Origin of the sequence: Mycolicibacterium confluentis, assembly GCF_010729895.1 — a bacterium.
GTDB lineage: Bacteria > Actinomycetota > Actinomycetes > Mycobacteriales > Mycobacteriaceae > Mycobacterium > Mycobacterium confluentis.
Genome location: NZ_AP022612.1, coordinates 1489770 through 1510580 on the forward strand (window position 1 = coordinate 1489770; position 20811 = coordinate 1510580).

Consider the following 20811-nt stretch of genomic DNA (forward strand, 5'->3'; position numbering starts at 1 on the left):
GGTGCCTGTCGTCATCGTCACCGACTCCTCCGCTCGCCTGCCCGCTGAACTCGCCGCAGCACAAGGCATTCGAGTCGTTCCGCTGCACGTCCTGGTCGATGGGGAGGACCTGAGGGACGGCGTCGACGAGGTACCCCTCGACATCCACGACCGGCAGGCCACCACGTCGGCCGCCAGTCCGGCCGAACTGCGCGAAGCCTACGAGGCGGCGTTGGCCGCCAGCGCCGGCGCTGGCGTCGTCGCCGTACACCTGTCATCGGCCCTGTCCGGCACCTTCGGTGCGGCCGAGCAGACCGCCCGCGAACTCGATGCGCCGGTGCGGGTGATCGACTCCCGTTCAACGGCAATGGGGACCGGCTTCGTCGCACTGGCCGCGGCCCGCGCGGCGGCCGCCGGCGGGGACCTGGACACAGTGGTCGCCGAAGCGGAGGCTGCCGTGTCGCGCAGCCACGGCTACATCGTGGTCCATCGCCTGGACAACCTGCGGCGCAGCGGACGGATCGGCGGAGCGGCGGCCTGGTTGGGCACCGCGCTGTCGCTGAAGCCGCTACTGCGCATCGATGACGGGAAACTGGTTCTCGCGCAACGGGTCCGCACACCAAGCAAGGCCGTCGCCACCATGATCGACCGGGTCGCCGAGGTGGTCGGCGATCGGAAGGCCGCGCTGGCCGTGCATCATGTCGACAATCCCGAGGGTGCCGCCGAGGTTGCGGCCGCCCTGGCCGAGCGACTGCCCGCCTGTGACCCCGCACTGATCTCGGAGTTGGGCCCGGTGCTGGCCCTCCACGTCGGCGCGAGTGCGGTCGCGGTGGTGCTCGACGTACCCGATTCACCCGACGCGGGCTAGGCGAACCGGCCCGTCACGGGCGGCAGGTCGGCCAGCGTCACAATGCCCGGTTCGGCGGCCACCACCGCGGGCACCGCATTGGTGACCGGCATTGCGGTGTAGATCATTCCGAGTCCCATGAATCCGGGTTCGGGCCAGTCCCTGGGCGGCAGGCAGTGCAGTACGGTGCGCATGTTCGGCACCCCGAAGACCTGGATGACGTGCCCGTGCTCCAGCGGCTTGGGTGGTGTCACGTGATCGCCCATGGTCCAGTTGAATCCGACGGAGACCACGTTGCGGTCGCCGACCCAGCCGCGGTGGTACCCGTACACGCTGCCCACGGTGCCCTTCGGGATGGTCATGAATCCCAGGTCGGTGTCATCGGTGGCCGCGGTGAACTCGACATCGAACGTCATCCGATCAAGGTGTGCCCCAATGGCGTCGGCCATCATCGCAGCCGATTCGGCGAACACCTCGCTCTCCACACGCACACTCTCAGCCAGGCCCGGCGTGAACGGATCACGGCCGAACCCCATGGCCGACTGCGTGCCCGCCGACTCGTAGGTGGAGCAGTCCACCGACTCGGTGATCCGGATCTCGTCGACCCGCTCGCACGAACTCGACAGCACCATGCCGACCATGTTGCTCACCCCGGGGTGAGCGCCACTGCCGAAGATGCTGGATCTTCCTGTCGCGCAGGCGTTGAGGATGCGCTCACGGTCAGCCGGGGTCTGCTTACCGCCGGTGATCCAGGCCGCGCTGGTGCACACGTTGACGCCGGACTCGAGCAGTGCCACCAGCTCGTCGATGCTCGGCCACAGCGGGTTGTAACAGCATGCGTCAGCGCCCAACGCCAGCAGTGCGCTGATGTCGTTGGTGGCCGTCACCCCCGTGGGTTCGTCGAGGCCCGCGAGTTCGGCGGCATCCCTGCCGACCTTGTCGGCGCCGTGCGCATAGACGCCGACGAGTTCCATATCGTCGCGCCCGATGATCGCGTGCAGCGATCGGCGGCCGATGTTGCCCGTGGTCCACTGGATCACCCGCAGGGGTGTGAGCGTCATGGCTGGCACGCTACCGGTGGGGGGTTGTCCACAGTGCGGTCTTCGTCCACAGGTCCCACGCTGTGGACCGCGCACGGCCGCAATCGGTCGCGGGGCGGATCTAGCGTCGCGGCATGCGCACTGAACCGCCCGTCGACCACCTGCTGCGCCGCCTGGGGGAGCAGCCCGCGCGAGACGCCGACCAGGCCGAAGAATCCGACGCGTCGGCATCGCTGCTGCCGCGCTGGCTCCCGGAGGCCGACGGCAACCGATCGCTGCGTGAGCAGTTCTCGGCCCTGCGCGCCGACCCCGGGCGCGCCGGTGCCGTCGCTCTGGCCGGTGTCGCCGCGGTCGCCGTGCTGGTCACGATCATCACGCTGATGCGTGACGATCCCGCGCCGGTGGTGTCGGCCAATCTGCCCAGCGTCGAGATGGCAGGCACCGGCAGCGCGGCCCCTTCAGCCCCGCGCACCGAGGCCCCCGGTCCGCTGGTGGTCAGCGTTGTCGGGTTGGTGCAGACGCCCGGCCTGGTGACCATGACGCCGGGCGCGCGGGTGGCCGAGGCGATCACCGAGGCGGGCGGCGCGCTGGCGGGCGCCGACACCGTCGGCCTCAACATGGCGCGGCGGCTCAGCGACGGCGAGCAGGTGGTCGTCGGCGTCACGGCGGCACCGGGAGCACCGCCGGCACTGGGCAGCTCGATCAGCGGCACTGGGCCGCAGCCGGGTTCGTCCGCGCCAGCTCCGGGTGCGGCTGCCGGTCCGATCGACCTCAACGCCGCCACTGTCGAACAGCTTGACGCACTGCCGGGCGTCGGCCCGATCACCGCGGAGGCGATCATCGCGTGGCGCACCCAGCACGGTGCGTTCGGCAGCGTCGACCAACTCGGGGAGGTCGACGGGATCGGCCCAGCCCGGCTGGACAAGCTGCGCGATCAGGTGAGGGTGTGAATGACCACCTCGACATCCGTCTGGTGCCCGCGGCGACGGTCGCGTGGGCCGTCACCGCCGCCGGGGTGCGGTGGCCCGTCGGGACCCTGCTTGCGGCGGCATGCCTGGCGCTCGCGGTGGGCACCCTGCTCATGCGCCCCCGCGTCGTGGGTGCGGCCGTCGTCGCGGTCGCCTGCGTGGGCGCCGGATTCGGGGTCGCGATCAGCCTGCGCGCCGATGCCGTCCGCGCCCACCCCGTCGCGCAGCAGACCGGACGTGTCACCGGTGTCACGGTCGTCCCGACGGAGTCCCCGCGATCGCTGGGCTCTGGGCGGCTGTTGATCAGAGCGGACCTGCGGGAGGTCGGCGAGAACCCAACCCGGGGACGGGTGGTGGTCTTCGCGCCGGTGCTCGATTTCCATAACGCCGCGGTGGGGCGGCCGATGCACTTTCCGGCACGCATCGGGCGCGCCACCCGACACGACCTGACGGTCGCGACGCTCAACGCGACGGGCCCGCCCAAGTTCGGCCAGACTTCGGCGGTGCAGCGCGCGGCGGGTGCGGTGCGGGAGCGGTTCGCGCTGCGGGCACGGGAGGTGCTGCCGAGCGGGCAGGCCGCGATGCTGCCCGCGCTGGTGCTCGGTGATACGGCCGCCGTCACACCCGTCGTGACACAGCAGTTCCAGGCCGCGGGCCTGACGCATCTGACCGCGGTGTCGGGTGCCAACGTCACCATCGTGTGCGGCGCGGTGCTGCTGGCGGGCAGCCTGATCGGTCCACGCAGCGCGGTCGCTCTGGCGGCGCTGGCCCTGATCGCGTTCGTGATCGTGGTGCAGCCCACCGCGAGCGTGCTGCGGGCGGCCGTGATGGGCGCGATCACCCTGCTCGGTCTGCTGACGGCCCGGCGCAGGCAGGCGATCCCCGCACTCGCGGCCTCAGTGTTGGCGCTCATGATCGCCGCACCCCAACTGGCGGTCGACGTGGGCTTCGCACTGTCGGTGGCGGCGACGGCCGCGCTCGTCGTGCTCGCACCCGTGTGGTCGCGCCGCCTCACCGCGCGGGGGTGGCCCAAACCGGCGGCCGATGCGGTGTGTCTGGCCCTGGCCGCCAACCTGGTCACCGCGCCCCTGGTGGCCGGCATCTCGGGAAAGCTGAGCCTGGTGGCCGTGTTGGCCAACCTCGCGGTCAGCGCGGTCATCGCGCCCATCACGGTGCTGGGCACCGCGGCGGCGGTGCTGGCTCCGCTGTGGCCGGGCGGGGCAGGGCTGCTGATCCGGTTCACCGGTCCGGAGCTGTGGTGGCTTCTGCGCATCGCGGGGTGGGCCGGCGGGTCGCCGCACGCCGCGGTGTCGGTGCCCTCGGGGTTCGTCGGTGTCGCGCTCGTGGCGTTGGGCACCATGGCCACCGTGGTGCTGTGGCGGATGCGGTGGTTCCGGATCGGTGCCGGGTGCGGGGGTGTTGTCGCGGTGGCCTGGGTGCTGTCCGGCTTCCTGTAGGCGTGGTCGGAGATGTCGTCGAGGTGTGAAACGATCTTCGGCGTGAGCCAACAGGTTCCGGGCCTGCACCTAGTGCTCGGTGAAGAAGAACTGCTCGTCGAACGCGCCATCACGGCGGTGCTGCGGGACGCCCGTCGTCGCGCGGGCACCGGTGTCGGTGATATCCCCGTGGATCGCCTGCGCGCGGGGGAGGTCAGCACCAGTGAGTTGGCCGAACTGCTGAGCCCATCGTTGTTCGCCGACGAGCGCATCGTGGTGTTGGAGTCGGCCGGCGAGGCCGGCAAGGACGCGGTGGCCCTGATCGCGGCCGCGGCTGCGGATCTGCCGTCGGGCACCGACCTGGTGGTCGTGCACTCGGGTGGCGGTCGGGCCAAGGCCTTGGCCACCCAACTCCGCGACCTCGGCGCCACGGTGCACGAGTGCGCCAAGATCAAGCCCTCCGAGCGCGCCGCCTTCGTCCGCGCCGAGTTCCGGGCGCTCAAGATCAAGGCGAGTGACGACACCATCACGGCGATGCTCGACGCCGTCGGCTCCGATATCCGGGAATTGGCGGCGGCGTGCTCGCAACTGGTCGCCGACACCGACGGCCGGGTCGACGCCGCGGCGGTGCGCCGCTATCACAGCGGTAAAGCCGAGGTGAAGGGATTCGACATCGCCGACAAGGCCGTGGTCGGGGATGTCGAGGGTGCGGCGGAGGCGCTGCGCTGGGCGATGTTGTCCGGTGAACCCCGGGTCGTGCTGGCGGATGCGCTCGCCGAGGCCGTGCACACCATCGCCCGGGTTGCCCCGCTGTCAGGGGATCCGTACCGGCTGGCCGGTGAACTGGGTATGCCGCCGTGGCGCATTCAGAAGGCGCAGAAGCAGGCGCGCAGATGGTCGCGCGATCGGGTCGCCACCGCGCTGCGATTGGTGGCAGACCTGAACGCCGACGTAAAAGGAGCGGCCGCCGACGCGGATTACGCGCTGGAGGCGGCCGTTCGAAAGGTCGCCGAACTGGCCGACCAGGGTTAGATCAGAAAGAAGAAGTGGTGCTCAGAGCTTGTTGAGCGCCAAGGCGAGCGCCGACTTCTTGTTGGCGGCCTGGTTCTTGTGGATGACGCCGGCGCTGGCGGCCTTGTCGAGCTTGCGCGCCGTGGCGGTCAGCAGCTCAGAAGCCTTGTCCTTGTCGCCAGCCTCAACGGCCTCACGGAAACCGCGGACAGCCGTGCGAAGTGACGACTTCACCGACTGGTTGCGCAGACGGGCGCGCTCGTTGGTGCGGATGCGCTTTTCCTGCGACTTGATGTTGGCCACGCGTGTAAGTCCTTCGAGTTCTTGAGCTGGGTGTGATTGCTGGAGCAGTGTCCAGTGCCCGGCTGCGGGCAGCGACTGTTCAGGTTACCAGCAGGGCTGCGGATTCCCCAAAGCGCACGGTGTGACGCTCCGATCAGCCAGCTGGCCTGCCGAAACGGCGATCGTGCGGCACCATGTGACGGGTGAGTCTCCGAACGTTGCCGAGCGAGGGTGGGCGTCAGTCCCAGAAATCGCGTTCCTCCCGTAAATACGAGCAGATTTTCGATGGTTACAACAAGCTCGGCTCGTACGCCCAGGCGTTTGACGAGATGTTCGACGCCGACGGCAATGTGCGTGGCCCGTACAAGGGCATCTACGCCGAGCTTGCGCCGTCGGACGCCTCGGAGTTGGCGGCACGGTCGGAGGCGCTGGGCCGCGCGTTCATCGACCAGGGCATCACGTTCTCGCTGTCCGGTCAGGAGCGGCCGTTCCCGCTGGACCTGGTCCCACGGGTCATCTCCGCTGCCGAGTGGTCGCGCCTGGAGAAGGGCATCAAGCAGCGGGTCACCGCGCTGGAGATGTACCTCGACGACATCTACGGCGACCAGGAGATCCTGCGCGACGGAGTCATCCCGCGCCGCCTGGTGACCTCGTGTGAACACTTCCACCGTGAGGCCGCCGGCATCGTGCCGCCCAACGGCGTGCGCATCCACGTCGCGGGCATCGACCTGGTCCGTGACGGGCAGGGCACCTTCCGAGTGCTCGAGGACAATCTGCGCTCGCCGTCGGGGGTGTCCTACGTGATGGAGAACCGCCGCACCATGGCGCGCGTGTTCCCCGACCTCTTCGCGACGCACCGGGTTCGTGCGGTCGGTGACTACTCGTCGCACCTGCTGCGGGCCCTGCGCAAGGCCGCCGCCACCAACGAGGCCGACCCGACCGTCGTCGTGCTCACGCCCGGCGTCTACAACTCGGCCTACTTCGAGCATTCGCTGCTGGCCCGGCAGATGGGCGTCGAACTGGTCGAGGGGCGTGACCTCTTCTGTCGCGACAACACCGTCTATATGCGCACCACCGAAGGTGAGCGTCAGGTGGACGTCATCTACCGGCGCATCGACGACGAGTACCTCGACCCCATGCACTTCCGGCCCGACTCGGTGCTCGGGGTGGCCGGCATCCTCAACGCGGCCCGCGCCGGCAACGTCGTCATCTCCTCGGCGATCGGCAACGGCGTCGGCGACGACAAGCTGGTCTACACCTATGTGCCGACCATCATCGACTACTACCTCGGAGAGAAGCCGCTGCTGGCCAACGTCGACACGTTCCGGTGCTGGCTCAACGACGAATGCGAGGAGGTGCTGGACCGGATCGACGAGTTGGTGATCAAACCCGTCGAGGGCTCCGGGGGTTACGGCATCGTGTTCGGACCCGACGCCTCGGAGAAGGAACTGGCGACCATCCGCAAGAAGGTGCAGTCCGATCCGCGCGGCTGGATCGCCCAGCCCGTGGTGCAGTTGTCCACGGTGCCCACCCAGATCGACGATGCCTTGGCGCCCCGCCACGTCGACCTGCGTCCCTTCGCCGTCAACGACGGTGACGAGGTCTGGGTGCTGCCGGGCGGGCTGACCCGGGTGGCGCTGCCCGAGGGATCCCTCGTCGTCAACTCCAGTCAGGGCGGCGGTTCGAAGGACACCTGGGTGCTGGCGTCGCGCACGTCGTCGGCCGACCGTGAGTTGGCCGCGGCCGAGGTGGTCCGCAAACTGCCCACCTCGCCGCGCTCCGATCGTGCGTCGAGGAATGGGAAAGCTTCCAGTACAAAGGAATCCAACCAACAGCAGCAGCAGCAACAACAGCAGTCCAGCACGGACCACCAACAACAGCAGCAGCAGCAGCAACAGCAGCAGGCGGTGATGCGCTGATGCTGGCACGCAATGCCGAGTCGCTGTACTGGATCGGCCGCTACGTCGAACGCGCTGATGACACCGCACGCATCCTCGACGTCACGGTGCACCAACTGCTCGAGGACTCCAGCGTGGACCCGGATGAGACGTCGCGCGTGCTGCTGAAGGTGCTGGGTATCGAACCGCCCGACGAACAACTGGACGTGTGGTCGCTGACCGACCTGGTCGCGTTCAGCCGCAACGTCGAGGGCGGCTGCTCGATCGTCGACTCGATCTCGGCAGCCCGCGAGAACGCCCGCGGCGCACGTGAAGTGACCTCGACCGAGATGTGGGAGTGCCTCAACACCACCTACAACGCGCTGGCCGAACGTGAGCGCGCGGCACGTCGACTCGGCCCGCACGAGTTCCTCGGTTACGTCGAGGGGCGGGCGGCGATGTTCGCGGGCCTCGCCGATTCGACGCTCTCGCGCGACGACGGATACCGGTTCATGGTGCTGGGCCGGGCGATCGAACGCATCGACATGACGGTGCGGATGCTGCTGTCCCGCGTCGGCGACAGCGCGTCCTCGCCCGCGTGGGTCACGGTGCTGCGCTCCGCCGGTGCGCACGACACCTACCTGCGCACCTACCGCGGTGTGCTCGACGCCGGTCGTGTCGTCGAATTCATGCTGCTGGACCGGCTTTTCCCGCGGTCGGTGTTCTACTCGCTGAGGCTGGCAGAACACAGTCTCGACGAACTGCTCAACCATCCGCACAACCGCCTCGGCGCCACGGCCGAAGCCCAACGCCTGCTCGGCAGCGCGCGAAGCGAACTGGAGTTCCTGCGCCCCGGCGTGCTGCTGGAGTCGCTGGAGACCCGGTTGGCCGGGTTGCAGAAGACCTGCTCCGACGTGGGCGAGGCGCTCGCGACGCAGTATTTCCACTCCGCGCCCTGGGTGGCGTGGACCGACGCTGGACACGACTCACTGGTCATCGAAGAGGGTGAAATCTGATGTGGCGCATGCGGGTGGTGCACGCAACCGGCTATGCGTACAAGTCGGCGGTCACGGCGTCGTTCAACGAGGCCCGGCTCACGCCGCGATCGGATTCGCGGCAGAACGTGATCCTCAACCGTATCGAGACGGTGCCGGCCACGCGGTCCTACCGCTACGTCGACTACTGGGGCACCGCGGTGACGGCGTTCGATCTGCACGCGCCGCACACCGAACTGGAGGTGACGGCGTCCTCGGTCGTGGAGACCGAACGACCCGGCCCGCCCGAGACCACCGTGACGTGGGAGGACTTGGCGTCGGAGGCGGCCATCGACCGCTTCGACGAACTGCTCAGTCCCACGCACTACACACCGGCGAGCAGGCGCATTGAGCGTGTGGGCCGAGGGATCGCGAAGAGCCACGACCCGCAGCAGGCCGTCATCGAGGCCGCGCGCTGGGTGCAGGGTGAGCTCAAGTACGTGCCCGGCACCACGGGCGTGCACTCCTCGGGCCTCGACGCGCTGCGCGAGGGCCGGGGCGTCTGCCAGGACTTCGCGCACCTGATGTTGATCCTGTTGCGCGGCATGGGAATCCCTGCCCGCTACGTGTCGGGTTACCTGCATCCCAAGCGCAATGCCAAGGTCGGTGACACGGTCGAAGGGCAGAGCCATGCCTGGATCCAGGCATGGACCGGCGAGTGGTGGCACTACGACCCGACCAACGACTCGCACATCAACGAGCAGTACGTCAGTGTCGGCGTGGGCCGGGACTACTCCGACGTGCCCCCGCTGAAGGGCATCTACTCAGGGGAGGGGTCGACGGACCTCGACGTGATCGTGGAGATCACCCGCCTGGCCTGAGCTGTCCTGCGCCGAGACTGCGGTGGCTGCGAAGAAGTGCCGCGTTTCGTCGCAGTCCCCGCAGTCTCGGCTTCGAGCAAACTCAGCCCACCGTGACCTGAAGCAGGTCGTCGCCGAGTTCGATGCGTCCGTCGAACTCCTCGGCGGCCAGCGCCCGCCACTGGTCCTCCTGCCCGGGGACGAGGGCGGGTACGTAGTGCGTCAGCACGAGCGTGCCGACACCGGCGCGCTGTGCGGTGGCCCCGGCCTGCTGCACCGAGGAGTGGTAGTCGCAGATGTCCCGAAGCCGCTGCATGGGAATCTGTTCCACCAGGTCCTCGCGAATCACGGTGTGCACCAGCGCGTCCGCGCCTCGGGCCAGTTCGTCGAGGCCTGAGCACGGCACGGTGTCGCCCGCGAGCACCACGGAGTTGCCCTCGAAGGACACGCGGAAACCGATGGTCGGTTCCACAGGGCGGTGGTCGGTGGGGCGCGCGGTGATGCTGACCCCGCCGCGATTCCACACCTGGCCGTCGACGTGCTCGGAGACCTCCAACGGCGGAGGCTCGTTGAGGTCGGCGTGATGCGCGATGCGATATCCGATGTCGAACCCGAAGGCCTTCAGCGTCGCCGAGACCACCTCGGCCGTGCCGGGTGGGCCGATGATCGGCAGTGGCACCTGTTCGGTGAAGGTGGTCACCCACCGCGAGATGATCACGTCACCCAGATCGGCGATGTGGTCGCTGTGCAGGTGCGTCAGCAGCAGGGCGTCGAGGGCGTTGGGGCCGACTCCGACCGCGGCGGCGCGTTGCAGAACGCCGCGTCCGCAGTCCACCAGCAGCGTCTGCCCGCCGGCGCGTACCAACGTCGAGGGACCCGCGCGCAGAGGGTCGGGAATGGGACTTCCGGTGCCGAGCAGGGTGATTTCAATCGCCATGGATGTTCTCCTACCGCACCTCGACGGATTCGGGAGGGAAATTCGGCACCGTCGGGTCCGAATCGCTTTCGTCGCCGCCAAATCGGTTTAGTCTGGTGTGAACTGGCTCACAGTGGAGGCTGTCATGCGGATTGCCGATGTGCTGCGAAACAAGGGGTCCGACGTCGCCACGATGCGCCCCGAGGCGACGGTGCGCGAGTTGTTGGCCGGTCTGGCCGGCCACAACATCGGTGCCATGGTGGTGGTCGGATCGGCCGGCGTGATCGCCGGGATCGTCTCCGAGCGTGACATCGTCCGCAAGCTGTACGAGCACGGACCCGACGTCCTGGAGTTGCCGGTCGCGCAGATCATGACGCCTGCGGTGGCCACCTGCGGCATGGACTCGTCGGTCGATGACCTGTCGGAGATGATGACGCACAACCGGGTTCGCCACATTCCAGTGCTGGTGGAAGGCCGTCTGGCCGGCATCGTGAGCATCGGTGACATCGTCAAGACCCGCCTGGAGGAGCTCAAGTCCGAACAGGAGCAGTTGCAGGCCTACATCACCCAGGGCTGAGCCGTCCTGTTTGCTGTGCCAAGCTGGACGAGATGAATGCCCCCGACGCCACACCCCAGGTTGCCCCGGCCCGCCGGGCCGATGTCCGCGAATTGGCGTGCACGCTCGGTCGTGCGTTCTTCGACGATCCGGTCGCGATGTGGATGATTCCGGACCCCGGTCGGCGGGCCAAGGCGCTGCCCATCACCTTCGGGGCGATGGCACGGCATCACTACCTGCCGGGTGGTGGGCTCGACGTCGCATCCGACGGCCTGCACATCGCCGCGGCGGCGTTGTGGTCGCCACCCGGTGGCTGGCGAACGACGCGCGGTCAGGACCTCCGGATGATCCCGAGCTTTCTGCGGGCCGTCGGAACGCAGTTCTCGCGGGCCCGGCAGGCCGACGAGTTGATGAAGGAGAACCACCCGGAGGAGCCACACTGGTATCTCGGGGTGCTCGGCAGCGATCCCACGTTCCGCGGCGCGGGGTATGGGCGCGCACTGATGGACTCGAGGTTGGCCCACTGCGACGCCGAAGCCGCTCCGGCCTATCTGGAGTCCAGCAAGCCCGACAACATCCCGTACTACGAGCGGTTCGGGTTCGTCGTCACCGGTGAGCTCGCCCTGCCCGACGGCGGGCCGACGCTGTGGCAGATGTGGCGAGCGCCTCGCTGATGCCCCCGAGAAGAGCCGGGATGTCGGCTGTCCTGGGGTTTGGTGTCCGGCAGCCTCTTCTGGGCGCCTAGCTCCAGGAGTACTCGGTGCGCAGGCGCGCGGCGATCACCTCGAACGTGGTGCGCTCGAGGATCGCCCCTTCGCGGCGGATGCCCTCCTCGGGAACGTCGAGAACGCGGTCGAGGCGGACCCAACTGGGCCGGCCGTCGTAGTCCCAGCTTCCGGTGCCGATGCCGACCCAATTGCGGTCATCGGAGTGGTGGTTCTGGCTGGAGAGCATCAGCCCGAGCAGCAAGTGTCCGTCGCGCCCCACGACCAGGACGGGCCGGTCCTTGCCGCGCGTCGGGTCATCCTCGAACACCACCCAGGTCCACACGATCTCCCCGGGATCGGCCTTGCCGTCGAGGTCGGGGGCGTAGGCCACGCGGCGAGCACGATGGGCCGTAGGGGCGAAGCTGCTGGTCACCGGGCGGCCCGTGGTGATCGCCGCGGGCGTTTCGGCGCCGGCGCCCGCCAGCACGTCGATGCCCACCCTGAGGCCCTGCTGGATGCCCTGCTGAATCGAGCGCTGCACAGCCTGGGGATTCTGCAGATTCCTGATCAGCCGCGGCGCTTCCTTGAACACAAGCTGCTCTGCGAACTTCTGGAATGTCTTCCATTGGGACGCCATAGCCGCCAAGCATAGGCGGTCGCGGCGTAGCTCGATTGTGTCGCAACCACCACGGGTCGATACTCTTGACAAGCCCCCAGGCTCATCGACACCGCGCTTACCAGGAGATTCCCATCAGCAGCTTCGCCGACAAGACGTTCACTGCGCCGGCGCAGATACGGAACTTCTGCATCATCGCCCACATCGACCATGGCAAGTCCACCCTGGCCGACCGGATGCTGCAGCTCACGGGCGTGGTCGACGAGCGCTCGATGCGCGCGCAGTACCTCGACCGGATGGACATCGAGCGTGAGCGCGGCATCACGATCAAGGCGCAGAACGTGCGCCTGCCCTGGACCGTCCGGGAGGGCGAGAACGCCGGCGAGCAGGTCGTGCTGCATTTGATCGACACGCCTGGGCATGTTGATTTCACCTACGAGGTGTCCCGCGCGCTGGAGGCCTGCGAGGGTGCCGTCCTGCTGGTCGACGCCGCGCAGGGCATCGAGGCGCAGACCCTGGCCAACCTCTACCTGGCGCTCGACCGGGACCTGACCGTCATCCCGGTGCTCAACAAGATCGACCTGCCCGCGGCGGATCCCGACCGCTACGCCGGCGAACTGGCCCACATCATCGGGTGCGATCCGTCGGACGTGCTGCGGGTGTCGGGTAAGACCGGTGTGGGCGTGGCCGAACTGCTCGACGAGGTGGTCCGGCAGGTGCCCGCGCCGCAGGGTGACGCTGACGCACCCGCGCGGGCGATGATCTTCGACTCGGTCTACGACATCTACCGCGGCGTCGTCACCTACGTGCGTGTGGTGGACGGCAAGATCACCCCGCGCGAACGCATCGCGATGATGTCGACCGGCGCCACCCATGAACTGCTCGAGGTCGGCATCGTCTCGCCGGAGCCGAAACCGACCCAGGGGCTGGGCGTCGGCGAGGTGGGCTACCTCATCACCGGGGTGAAGGATGTGCGCCAGTCCAAGGTCGGTGACACCGTCACCACCGCACGGCGCGGGGCCACCGAGGCACTGACCGGGTACCGCGAGCCCAAGCCGATGGTCTATTCGGGGCTCTATCCCGTCGACGGCTCCGACTACCCGAACCTGCGTGACGCCCTCGACAAGCTGCAGTTGAACGACGCGGCCCTGACCTACGAGCCCGAGACCTCGGTGGCGCTGGGCTTCGGCTTCCGCTGCGGATTCCTCGGTCTGCTGCACATGGAGATCACCCGCGAACGGCTCGAGCGCGAATTCGACCTGGATCTGATCTCGACCTCGCCCAACGTGGTGTACCGGGTCGAGAAGGATGACGGCACGGAGATGACGGTGACCAACCCGGCGGACTGGCCTGAAGGCAAGGTCCGCACGGTCTTCGAACCTGTGGTCAAGACGACCATCATCGCGCCCAGCGAGTTCATCGGCACCATCATGGAGCTGTGCCAGTCTCGCCGTGGCGAACTGGGCGGCATGGACTACCTGTCTCCCGAGCGCGTCGAACTGCGCTACACCATGCCGTTGGGCGAGATCATCTTCGACTTCTTCGACTCCCTGAAGTCACGCACCCGCGGGTACGCCAGCCTCGACTACGAGGAGGCGGGCGAGCAGGAGGCGTCGTTGGTCAAGGTCGACATCCTGCTGCAGGGCGAGGCCGTCGACGCGTTTTCGGCTATCGTGCACAAGGATTCGGCGTTCGCCTACGGCAACAAGATGACCACCAAGCTCAAAGAGCTGATCCCGCGGCAGCAGTTCGAGGTGCCGGTGCAGGCCGCCATCGGCTCGAAGATCATTGCCCGCGAAAACATCCGGGCCATCCGCAAGGACGTGCTGAGCAAATGCTACGGCGGTGACATCACCCGTAAGCGTAAGCTGCTCGAAAAGCAGAAGGAAGGCAAGAAGCGGATGAAGACGATCGGCCGGGTCGAAGTTCCGCAGGAGGCCTTTGTCGCCGCACTGTCGACCGACGCCGCCGCCGACAAGGCCGCGAAGAAATAGCCTGACATGCGGGCCGCGCTGGCGATCGCATGCATCGTGGGCGTGCTGCTGTCAGCGGGATGCAGCCGAACCCTGTCCGGCACACCGCAGTTCGAGTCCTCCGGGGCCGCGGGCTCGATTGAGGACATGCTGCTGCCCGAGGATGAGGTCAACGACCTCATCGGCACCTCCGGCATGGAGATCGTCGAGACGGTCGAGGAACTGACCGACAACAGCATGTATGCCTCCGAGTTGGAGTGCCTCGGGTCTCTGTACCACTCGGAGGAGACGGTCTATGACGGGAGTGACGTCAAGGGCGTCGCGGACCAGATCATCACGGAGCCAGACGATGTCGGTGATTATTGGGTCGAGCAGACGGTCGTGCGGTTGTCCTCGGCAGGCGCGGTCGACGACTTCGTCAATCAGACCAAGTTGGACTGGTCGAACTGCATCGGCAAGGACATCGTGATCGACGACGACGAGGGTGCGGCCACCTGGCGGTTTGAGGGCGTCACGATCGACGGGGCCAGCATCGCCCAGACCGCGCGGAATGTGGGTGGCGACGACTGGCAGTGCCGGCACGTGATGCGGTCGGTGGCCGACGTCGTCATCGAAGCCTCGGTGTGCGGGGAAACCGTGCAGGAGGGCGCGGCCGAGACCCTGGCGGAGCGCATCGCCGCCCGAGTGGGCTAGGGCCGGGCCCTTACTCCGGCGAGCGCCCTGGGGGTCCCCGCGAGGGCCCGTGTCTGTACAGGACACGCCGCGGTTCTGCGTACCAATGCGGCCGCTCGCCGGGGCGGGTGAGTTCATTTCATCCAGGATGAGCAGATTCCCGACGGTCTTCCTGAACTGTTGTTGGACAACGCATTCTGATGCTATCCGGTCGGTCGGTCGGCTTCGAACTCAACCAATGTGCGATCACACCGACCTACCCTCCGTACTCATGGAGGATCCGACGACGCCCTGGCTTGTCGCGGACGTGATGAGCAGCGCACAGCGGCCGCTGATGGCGCTCTCGGTGGCCGCGTTCGGTGTGATCGCCGTGACGGTCGGGGCCCTGCTGTTCGGGTCCTCTGACCAGCCTGTCCGCGCCGAAGGCGCTGGGGAGATCTCCTCAGCGCACTCGGCGCCCTGAGAGCAATTCGGAATACAACGTGTCACGAGAACTGCACCTGCTGGCCTTCGGCAACACCCGTTCGGCGGGGCCATGGCGGCACCCCGACATCGACAACAGCACCGCCGGAGTGCGACGCGCGCTGATCGAGCGCGCCAAGGCCGCCGAAGCCGGGGGCTTCGACGCGCTGTTCTTCGCCGACGGATTGAATTACGGGCCGCCGGCCACGTGGCCATACAAGATCACCGAGGACTTCGAACCCCTCACGACGGCCGCTGCGCTGTCATCGGTCACCGAGCACGTCGGTTTCGTGGTGACCGGTTCCGCGAGCCTGGCTCACCCCTATCACCTTGCTCGGCAACTGCTTTCGGTCGACCACCTCAGTGGTGGGCGAACCGGCTGGAACCTGGTGACGAGCTTCGCGCGGGCGGCGGCCGACAACTTCAGCGCCGCCGGTGTGGTCGACCATGACGAGCGCTACCGCATCGCCGAAGAGGCCATCGAGGTCGTCACCAAACTCTGGGACAGCTGGGGCCCCGACACCATCATCGAAGACCGGTCCGCCGGCATCTACAACGATGTCAGCAGGATCAGGGTGCCCAACCACCACGGACGCCACTTCGACGTGGCGGGACCGATCGGAGCGGCACGCTCGGCGCAGGGCCGCCCGGTGATCTTCCAGGCGGGTTCGTCGCCGACCGGGCGCGACTTCGCGGCCCGCCATGCCGAGGTCATCTTCACCAGTCATGGCACCCAACGGGGTGCGCGCGAGTTCTACACCGACATCCATCGACGGGCCACCCTGGCGGGACGTGAACGGCCGCCCCTGGTCACGCCCTCGCTGCGCTTCATCGTCGGTTCCACTGAGGAGGAGGCGCACCGCGCTGAGCGCGCGGCGTACGAGTACTTCAGCCCCGAATACCAGGCCGCCTGGCTGTTGGAGGTCGACGTCGATGTGACCGGCGCCGACCTCGACGGACCGGTGCCCGCAGGGGCCTTCCCCGACGGCACCGAGACGCACCAGACCGCACTGGCCGGATATCGGGCGCTCGCCGCCGACGGGAGTCCGACCGTGCGGGAGTTCCTGTACCGAACCGTCAATGGTTGGGGAGCCAACGTCGTCGGCAGCCATGAGCAGATCGCCGATCGCCTTGAAGACTGGTTCACGAGCGGTGCAGCCGACGGTTTCGTGCTGTCCGACTCCGGCCTGCCGGGGCAGTTCGAACTGTTCGTCGAGCAGGTCGTGCCGCTGTTGCGCAAGCGGGGCCTGGTGCGTCACGAGTACCGTGGCACGACCCTGCGCGACCATCTGGGACTGCCTGTCCCGCAGCGTGACGAGGTTTCCGCATGAGCCGCCATCACGTGGATCCGTTCGTGCTTTCGGCGTTCAGCATGTCGACGGTGTCGCATGGCAACTATGGCCTGTGGCGGCATCCGCAGGACCGCACCTCCGACTACACCAGCCTGCGCTACTGGGTGGACCTGGCCCGTCTGTTGGAGGACGGCGGATTCGATCTGCTGTTCCTCGCCGACGCCGTCGGGCAGTTGGATGTCTACGGCGGGAATGCCGACGCTGCCCTGGCGCGCGGCGTGCAGACCCCGGTCGTCGACCCACTGTTGGCGGTGTCGGCTATGGCCGCGGCCACCACGACTCTGGGTTTCGGGGTCACGGTCTCGACCACGTACGAGAGTCCGTACCTGTTGGCCCGCAAGTTCAGCACGCTTGACCACCTGACCGACGGTCGGATCGGCTGGAACATCGTCACTTCACTGCTCGACAGCGCGGCACGCAACATCCTCGGCCGGGCACAGCAGATCCCGCATGACGAACGCTATGCCCGCGCCCAGGAGTTCCTCGAGGTCACCTACAAGCTCTGGGAGGGATCCTGGGACGACGACGCGGTGATCCGTGATCGCGGTACGGGCGTCTACACCCGGCCCGAGAAGGTGCGCGGGATCCGACACGAGGGAACGTATTTCACTGTCCCGGACGCGCACCTGGTGGAACCGTCACCGCAGCGCACCCCGGTGCTGTTCCAGGCCGGCACATCGACCGCGGGACGCGAGTTCGCCGCGCGCAATGCCGAACTGGTCTTCGCCAGCGATCCTCGGCCAGAGGTTCTGCGGGCCAACATCGACGACATCCGCAGGCGTGCTGTGGATTACGGACGCCGCGCCGACGCGATCAAGTTCCTGACATCAATTGAGATCGTCGTGGACAGCACCGATTCCGCGGCCCAGGCCAAAGCGCGCGACCTGTCCTCGTACCACGATCTGCAGGGCGGTCTGGTGCTACTTTCCGCCCTTTCGGGCGTGGACTGGTCCGACTACGGCGTCGACCGCCCGATCGAGCAGTTCGCCACCGAGGCCAGCCGATCCATCCTGGCGGCACGCCCCGATGCCGAGAAGCTCACGCTGCGTGACTATGTCGGCGGCTTGGGTGGGTTCGGCGGCATGCTGTTCGTCGGCGGCCCGGGCACCGTAGCCGATGCACTCGAGGACTACGCGGAGTGTGCTGGCGTGGACGGATTCAACATCGCGTACCACACCACTCCGGGCACGTTTGTCGACGTCGCCGATTATCTGCTGCCCGAACTGCGTCGCCGCGGACGCGCCAGGCCTGCGCCGGACCGTTCGAAGACTCTGCGGCAGAATATCTTTGGCGGCAGATCTGCATACCTGCCCGAGGATCACCCCGGTTCGGTGTACCGATCCGGTGCCGCGCTGTCGATCGCTGGAGAAAGAATCGGGCCGATTTCATAGCTCGGCTTGGGGCGCCCCCGGGCGCATTCTGGAACAAAATGAACAACGCGTTAAATTCCCTGTGCGCCAGCATTATTGCTGCCCACAGTGTTGAAGCGTGTGCTGTGAAAGGCAGACCATGACCATATCCGACTCTCGTGACGTCACGCTCTCGGGGCGCACACTGACAGCCGCGGACTCCACCGGACTCGAGCGTGAAGCGTTGGGCCCCTGGGGTGTATTCGCGCAGGGGCTCGCGGCGGCCGCACCCAGCGTGGCTGTAGCGGTGGTGCCGTTCTCACTTTTCGTGGCCGCGGGCAAGGGTGCCGCGTGGGCCGTGCTCGTGGGCCTGGGCATCGTGGTGCTCATCGCGCGGACCATCAGCTTCCAGGCCAAACGAACGGTGTCGTCGGGATCGCTGGGGACCTATACGGGCAACGGGCTGGGGCCGGGCTTCGCCTACGCGGCGGGTTTCAGCCTGCTGCTCGGCTACATCGGCTTCGCCACCACCGGCACCCTCGGCGGCGTGCTCTACCTCGACTCGTTCCTCGAATCCATCGGCCTGGGATCTCAGGCTGTCTGGTTCAAACTCCTGCTGGTCTTCGTGGTGGTCGCCGTCGCGATCTATCTGCCGTACCGCGGTGTGGCGCTGGCCGCCAAGTATGAGTTGGCGTTCGAGTTGGTGGCCATCGCCTCGATCCTGGTCATCATCGTCGGGTCGTACGTCAGCTACGGCCTGCGCATCGACTGGGAGCAGTTCAGCCCCGCACATCTCGGTGTGAGCGCGACGTTCATCGCGGCCGTGTCCGCCGTCGGCTCGTACGCCGGATTCGAAAGCGTCGCCTCGCTGGGTGCGGAGGCCAAGAACGCACACACCAACATCTCGCGGGCACTGCTGCGCGTCGTACTCCTGCTCGGTGTGCTCTACATCGTCGCGACCTACCCGCAGATCCTGCACTTCGGCGACATCGACGGCGACAAGGCTGTGCTGCCGCAGTTGGCGGACACCGTGGGAGTCTCGTGGATCAACCAGGTCGTCAGCGCGGCTGTCGCGATCGCCTTCATCGTGTTCGTGACGGCGGTGACCACCGCCGCCGCGCGGTCCCTGTTCACCTTCGCCCACGAGGGTGCGCTTCCGCAGGCCTTCACCCGGGTCCATCCCCGGCACCGGACCCCGTGGGTCGGCATCGTCTTCGTGGGTGCACTGGCCCTGGTGTTCTCGGTGGTCGCGACCTTCAGCTCGGCCGGCCGACTGGTGTTCGACGTCTACGGCGGATACGTCGCGACGTGGGGATTCCTGATCAGCTACCTGCTCGTCGTGATCGCAACGCCGGTGTGGCTGTACAAGATCCGCGCGCTCACCCCCGGTCGTCTGGCGGTGTCGGTGGCCGCTGCGTTGGCGCTGGGTTACGTCATCTTCAGCAACTTCTATCCCGTGCCGGAGTTCCCGTTCAACATCCTGCCCCTGATCTACCTTGGACTGCTCACGGCCGGGCTGGCCTGGTACTGGTACCTGAAGTGGTCCAAGCCTGAGGTCGCACGCCGCATCGGCACCATCCAGACGCTGTCCGACGAGGAGCGCGAACGGCTCACCGAGGCAGGCATTCTCGAAGTGCTCAACGAGGCGCAGCAGGACCCCGACGACGAACCGGAGCCGCGCCGCGAGAAGGAGCCTGTCGCACCATGACGAACACGTTGACGGCGCTCGTCGGCCCCAACTGGGTGCAGTCGGCAGCGCGAGTGCGGCAGGAGCTGGCGCGTACGGCCGTCGCGCGCGACCGTGCCGCAGGCACACCGACGTTCGAGATAGGGCTGCTCAAAGAGGCAGGTCTGCTGGGCATCTTCATCCCGGAGGAACATGGCGGCGGCGGTGCGGACTTCAGCCAGGCGGCGGCGGTCGTCGGCGAGATCGCCAGGGCGGACTCGTCGGTGGCGCACATCCTGCTCTACCACTACTTCGGCAGCATTGCCGGCACCCGCGGAGAGAACGGATTCCTCGGCCCGCGACGGGCGCAACGCATCGCGCGCGAGAACCTCTTCCACGGCACCGTCGCCCAGGCCGCTTATCCGCCGCTCATCTCGGCGGACCCAACGCCAGGCGGCTTCGTCCTCAATGGGAGCAAACCGTTCACCAGCGGGGCGGCCGTCAGTGACGTGCTGTTGGCCTGGGTGCAATTCGGGACCGGCTCAGTCCTGAACGGCGCCGACGTGTCGGGCCAGCTGGCCACCGTGCACATCGAGGGCGGGGCAGCGGGCGTCAGCTTCGGCGACGACTGGGACAATGTCGGTCAACGGCTCACGGTCAGCGGCACCACGACATTGACCGGCGTCGAGATTCCGGTGGATGCCGTCATCGGATACGGGTACGGCGTCGCGCCGGCCGAACCGGCCGATCACCTCGACGTGCTGTACATGTACGCGGGTTTCGCAGCGATCTTCACCGGCATCGCCCGGGGCGCCTTCGACGAGGCCGCGGACTACACGAGGGCCCGATCCCGACCGTGGGTGGAGACGAATTACGCTTCGGCCCAGGCGGATCCGCTGGTGCTTGAGCGCTTCGGCCAACTGTGGACTCTGGTGCAGTCCGCGGAGGCGCTGACGGCTCGAGCGCTGGCGGCGGTGGATGAGGTCCGCGACCGCGGTGCAGGACTGACCTGGGAGCAGCGGGCTGAGGCCGTGACCCTCATCAACGCCGCACGTACGCACGCCGGCGAGATTGCGATCACGATCGCCAGCAGGCTGTTCGAGGTCACCGGTGCCCGCTCGACCGCGGCGCCCGAGGGTTTGGACCGGTTCTGGCGCAATGCGCGCACCCTCACCCTCCACGATCCGCTGCACCACAAGCAGACCCAGATCGGGGATTACGTACTCAACGGTGTAGCTCCTGCGCCCGGCTTCTACTCCTGACACGAG

At 67.6% G+C, this 20811-nt stretch carries 20 protein-coding genes; 16 read left to right on the plus strand and 4 right to left on the minus strand.

Annotated features, from left to right (window positions below; translation table 11 throughout):
* Window position 1 precedes the first annotated feature (1 nt).
* The gene (locus G6N34_RS07070) at window positions 2–847 is read left to right on the plus strand and encodes a DegV family protein (RefSeq protein WP_085153213.1); all 846 of its coding nucleotides are present in this window, start codon (window positions 2–4) and stop codon (window positions 845–847) included.
* Here the strand turns inward: G6N34_RS07070 and G6N34_RS07075 are convergent.
* Window positions 844–1887 carry an NAD(P)H-dependent amine dehydrogenase family protein gene (locus tag G6N34_RS07075; protein WP_085153215.1) on the minus strand — a complete coding sequence of 348 codons (1044 nt, stop codon included), beginning with the start codon at window positions 1885–1887 and terminating at the stop codon, window positions 844–846. The two genes, G6N34_RS07070 and G6N34_RS07075, sit on opposite strands and share 4 nt — an antisense overlap.
* A gap of 113 nt (window positions 1888–2000) precedes the next feature.
* Between G6N34_RS07075 and G6N34_RS07080 the strand changes: the two genes are divergently transcribed.
* The 3 genes from G6N34_RS07080 to holA are packed head-to-tail and all read left to right on the plus strand — an operon-like array spanning window position 2001 to window position 5302.
* The gene (locus G6N34_RS07080) at window positions 2001–2816 is read left to right on the plus strand and encodes a ComEA family DNA-binding protein (RefSeq protein WP_085153217.1); all 816 of its coding nucleotides are present in this window, start codon (window positions 2001–2003) and stop codon (window positions 2814–2816) included.
* A 14-nt stretch (window positions 2817–2830) separates the two neighbouring features.
* A complete protein-coding gene (locus G6N34_RS07085; RefSeq protein WP_085153331.1) occupies window positions 2831–4291 on the plus strand; it encodes a ComEC/Rec2 family competence protein in 1461 nt (486 codons plus the stop codon).
* Window positions 4292–4333: 42 nt separating this feature from the next.
* Complete coding sequence (gene holA / locus G6N34_RS07090) at window positions 4334–5302, plus strand: DNA polymerase III subunit delta (protein ID WP_234812966.1); 969 nt, start codon at window positions 4334–4336, stop codon at window positions 5300–5302.
* A 21-nt stretch (window positions 5303–5323) separates the two neighbouring features.
* Here the strand turns inward: holA and rpsT are convergent, their stop codons facing one another.
* Window positions 5324–5584 carry a 30S ribosomal protein S20 gene (gene rpsT, locus G6N34_RS07095; protein ID WP_085153221.1) on the minus strand — a complete coding sequence of 87 codons (261 nt, stop codon included), beginning with the start codon at window positions 5582–5584 and terminating at the stop codon, window positions 5324–5326.
* Between the two features lie 182 nt (window positions 5585–5766).
* On the opposite strand from rpsT, the gene G6N34_RS07100 reads away from it, so the two are divergent.
* The 3 genes from G6N34_RS07100 to G6N34_RS07110 are packed head-to-tail and all read left to right on the plus strand — an operon-like array spanning window position 5767 to window position 9295.
* Window positions 5767–7482 carry a circularly permuted type 2 ATP-grasp protein gene (locus G6N34_RS07100; RefSeq protein ID WP_234812967.1) on the plus strand — a complete coding sequence of 572 codons (1716 nt, stop codon included), beginning with the start codon at window positions 5767–5769 and terminating at the stop codon, window positions 7480–7482.
* Window positions 7482–8456 carry an alpha-E domain-containing protein gene (locus G6N34_RS07105; protein WP_085153223.1) on the plus strand — a complete coding sequence of 325 codons (975 nt, stop codon included), beginning with the start codon at window positions 7482–7484 and terminating at the stop codon, window positions 8454–8456. Before G6N34_RS07100 ends, G6N34_RS07105 begins: the two co-directional genes overlap by 1 nt.
* Entirely contained in the window at window positions 8456–9295 is an 840-nt protein-coding gene (locus tag G6N34_RS07110) for a transglutaminase family protein (RefSeq protein WP_085153225.1), read from the plus strand. The genes G6N34_RS07105 and G6N34_RS07110 overlap by 1 nt, the downstream gene beginning before the upstream one ends.
* A gap of 82 nt (window positions 9296–9377) precedes the next feature.
* Here the strand turns inward: G6N34_RS07110 and G6N34_RS07115 are convergent, their stop codons facing one another.
* The gene (locus tag G6N34_RS07115; RefSeq protein ID WP_085153227.1) at window positions 9378–10211 is read right to left on the minus strand and encodes a ribonuclease Z; all 834 of its coding nucleotides are present in this window, start codon (window positions 10209–10211) and stop codon (window positions 9378–9380) included.
* Between the two features lie 124 nt (window positions 10212–10335).
* Here G6N34_RS07115 and G6N34_RS07120 point away from each other — a divergent pair, with 124 nt between their 5' ends.
* Together G6N34_RS07120 and G6N34_RS07125 are read left to right on the plus strand one after the other, a co-directional pair.
* Window positions 10336–10767: a CBS domain-containing protein gene (locus tag G6N34_RS07120; RefSeq protein ID WP_085153335.1), complete on the plus strand. Its 432-nt coding sequence runs from the start codon at window positions 10336–10338 to the stop codon at window positions 10765–10767.
* Between the two features lie 32 nt (window positions 10768–10799).
* Window positions 10800–11420, plus strand: a complete 621-nt coding sequence (locus G6N34_RS07125) for a GNAT family N-acetyltransferase (protein WP_085153229.1) — start codon at window positions 10800–10802, stop codon at window positions 11418–11420.
* Between the two features lie 67 nt (window positions 11421–11487).
* Here G6N34_RS07125 and G6N34_RS07130 read toward each other — a convergent pair whose 3' ends face one another.
* Window positions 11488–12090 carry a type II toxin-antitoxin system PemK/MazF family toxin gene (locus G6N34_RS07130; RefSeq protein WP_085153231.1) on the minus strand — a complete coding sequence of 201 codons (603 nt, stop codon included), beginning with the start codon at window positions 12088–12090 and terminating at the stop codon, window positions 11488–11490.
* A gap of 59 nt (window positions 12091–12149) precedes the next feature.
* On the opposite strand from G6N34_RS07130, the gene lepA reads away from it, so the two are divergent.
* The 7 genes from lepA (at window position 12150) to G6N34_RS07165 (ending at window position 20805) form a co-directional block, all read left to right on the plus strand.
* Window positions 12150–14063 carry a translation elongation factor 4 gene (gene lepA, locus G6N34_RS07135; protein WP_085153337.1) on the plus strand — a complete coding sequence of 638 codons (1914 nt, stop codon included), beginning with the start codon at window positions 12150–12152 and terminating at the stop codon, window positions 14061–14063.
* A 6-nt stretch (window positions 14064–14069) separates the two neighbouring features.
* The gene (locus tag G6N34_RS07140; RefSeq protein ID WP_085153233.1) at window positions 14070–14735 is read left to right on the plus strand and encodes a sensor domain-containing protein; all 666 of its coding nucleotides are present in this window, start codon (window positions 14070–14072) and stop codon (window positions 14733–14735) included.
* Between the two features lie 250 nt (window positions 14736–14985).
* The gene (locus G6N34_RS07145) at window positions 14986–15177 is read left to right on the plus strand and encodes a hypothetical protein (RefSeq protein WP_133057785.1); all 192 of its coding nucleotides are present in this window, start codon (window positions 14986–14988) and stop codon (window positions 15175–15177) included.
* 19 nt (window positions 15178–15196) lie between these two features.
* Window positions 15197–16507 (plus strand): NtaA/DmoA family FMN-dependent monooxygenase, encoded by a 1311-nt coding sequence (locus G6N34_RS07150; protein WP_085153237.1) that lies wholly within the window; start codon window positions 15197–15199, stop codon window positions 16505–16507.
* The gene (locus G6N34_RS07155; RefSeq protein WP_085153239.1) at window positions 16504–17919 is read left to right on the plus strand and encodes an NtaA/DmoA family FMN-dependent monooxygenase; all 1416 of its coding nucleotides are present in this window, start codon (window positions 16504–16506) and stop codon (window positions 17917–17919) included. Before G6N34_RS07150 ends, G6N34_RS07155 begins: the two co-directional genes overlap by 4 nt.
* A 118-nt stretch (window positions 17920–18037) precedes the next feature.
* Window positions 18038–19585: an APC family permease gene (locus G6N34_RS07160; RefSeq protein WP_085153241.1), complete on the plus strand. Its 1548-nt coding sequence runs from the start codon at window positions 18038–18040 to the stop codon at window positions 19583–19585.
* Entirely contained in the window at window positions 19582–20805 is a 1224-nt protein-coding gene (locus G6N34_RS07165; RefSeq protein WP_085153243.1) for an acyl-CoA dehydrogenase family protein, read from the plus strand. Before G6N34_RS07160 ends, G6N34_RS07165 begins: the two co-directional genes overlap by 4 nt.
* The last annotated feature ends 6 nt before the right edge of the window (window positions 20806–20811 follow it).

Coding starts and splice junctions, on each gene's coding strand:
- G6N34_RS07075 (WP_085153215.1), bottom strand. CDS start 1,887: ATGACGCTCACACCCCTGCGGGTGATCCAGTGGACCACGGGCAACATC.
- G6N34_RS07080 (WP_085153217.1), top strand. CDS start 2,001: ATGCGCACTGAACCGCCCGTCGACCACCTGCTGCGCCGCCTGGGGGAG.
- G6N34_RS07105 (WP_085153223.1), top strand. CDS start 7,482: ATGCTGGCACGCAATGCCGAGTCGCTGTACTGGATCGGCCGCTACGTC.
- G6N34_RS07110 (WP_085153225.1), top strand. CDS start 8,456: ATGTGGCGCATGCGGGTGGTGCACGCAACCGGCTATGCGTACAAGTCG.
- G6N34_RS07115 (WP_085153227.1), bottom strand. CDS start 10,211: ATGGCGATTGAAATCACCCTGCTCGGCACCGGAAGTCCCATTCCCGAC.
- G6N34_RS07120 (WP_085153335.1), top strand. CDS start 10,336: ATGCGGATTGCCGATGTGCTGCGAAACAAGGGGTCCGACGTCGCCACG.
- G6N34_RS07125 (WP_085153229.1), top strand. CDS start 10,800: ATGAATGCCCCCGACGCCACACCCCAGGTTGCCCCGGCCCGCCGGGCC.
- G6N34_RS07130 (WP_085153231.1), bottom strand. CDS start 12,090: ATGGCGTCCCAATGGAAGACATTCCAGAAGTTCGCAGAGCAGCTTGTG.
- G6N34_RS07140 (WP_085153233.1), top strand. CDS start 14,070: ATGCGGGCCGCGCTGGCGATCGCATGCATCGTGGGCGTGCTGCTGTCA.
- G6N34_RS07145 (WP_133057785.1), top strand. CDS start 14,986: ATGGAGGATCCGACGACGCCCTGGCTTGTCGCGGACGTGATGAGCAGC.
- G6N34_RS07155 (WP_085153239.1), top strand. CDS start 16,504: ATGAGCCGCCATCACGTGGATCCGTTCGTGCTTTCGGCGTTCAGCATG.
- G6N34_RS07160 (WP_085153241.1), top strand. CDS start 18,038: ATGACCATATCCGACTCTCGTGACGTCACGCTCTCGGGGCGCACACTG.
- G6N34_RS07165 (WP_085153243.1), top strand. CDS start 19,582: ATGACGAACACGTTGACGGCGCTCGTCGGCCCCAACTGGGTGCAGTCG.